This is a genomic window from Microbacterium sp. K35 (assembly GCF_004794375.1).
GTDB lineage: Bacteria > Actinomycetota > Actinomycetes > Actinomycetales > Microbacteriaceae > Microbacterium > Microbacterium sufflavum.
Map to the genome: position 1 here is coordinate 1 of NZ_SSDM01000339.1, position 1,113 is coordinate 1,113.

General features: G+C 74.7%; 1 protein-coding gene. It reads left to right on the top strand.

What is annotated here, in order from left to right; all coding sequences use genetic code 11:
- Positions 1 to 939, top strand: a 939-nt coding sequence (locus DW299_RS13615; protein ID WP_168443147.1) for a S8 family peptidase, incomplete at its 5' end; no start/stop codon positions are given.
- Positions 940 to 1,113 lie beyond the last annotated feature (174 nt).

Here is a 1,113-nt window from a genome sequence, read left to right on the forward strand (position 1 = left end):
AGCCCGGTCGTCGCGGTGCTCGACACGGGCTGCGGCGAGCACGCCTGGCTGCCGTCTGACATCGTCACGCGGCACATCGAGCTCGACGGCGTCCCGGTCGGGCTCACCGACGACGCCGACCCCGAACGCTACCCCGACCTGTACGGTCAGCTCGACGGCGAGATCGACGCGGTGGCCGGGCACGGCACGTTCATCTCCGGGATCGTGCGGCAGACCGCACCCGACGCCGACATCCTGTCGATCCGGGTGGCCGGCGCGCTCGGAGTGGTCGACGAGAGCACCCTGCTGGAGACCGTGGCGCAGGTGGTGGAGCTGCTGCGCCGGCACCGGGAGGACCCGAAGACGGGCTTCCCCATCGACGTGCTCAACCTGTCGCTCAGCTACTACCACGAGACCCCGACCGACGGGCTGTTCAGCCGCACGCTGTACGAGCTGCTGGCGAAGGCGCGCGAGCTCGGCTGCGTGGTCGTGTGCTCGGCCGGCAACGACGCGATCGACCGGCCGTCCTTCCCGGCGTCGCTGTGGCCGTGGCCGGGAGCCGACAACGGGCTGCCCGCCGACAAGGGCGCCCCGCACGTGGCCGTCGGCGCCCTCAACCCGTCGTCGCGCTCGGTCGCGCTGTTCTCCAACGTCGGGCCCTGGGTGCACGTGTACGCCCCGGGCGCGGCGGTCGTCAGCACCTCGCCCGCGTTCGTCGGCGGTGCCCAGGCGGCGACCAGGGCCGACGTCGACGGCCTGGTGCGCGAGACGCTCGACCCCGACGACTACCGGGGCGGCTTCGCGGTGTGGAGCGGCACGTCGTTCGCAGCGCCGTACCTCGCCGGTCGCATCGCGGCGGAGCTCGGGGCCGTCCCGGTGGCGGGCGCGACCCCGGCGGCGGCGGCGAAGGCCGTGTCCGCCTTGCTCGCCGAGCTCCCCGATCCGCACGACCGCGGCTGACCCGCACTCTTCCCCACCGGGGTCGCGGCACGGCATCCTGGATGGATGCCCCTGTCCGCGAGCGAGCTGCATCGGCGCGGCGTCGACGCGGCGAACACGCGACGGTTCGCGCAGGCCCGCCGTGCCCTCGACGCCGCGGCCGCGCGCACCGACGACCCCGAGCTGCGCGCCCGC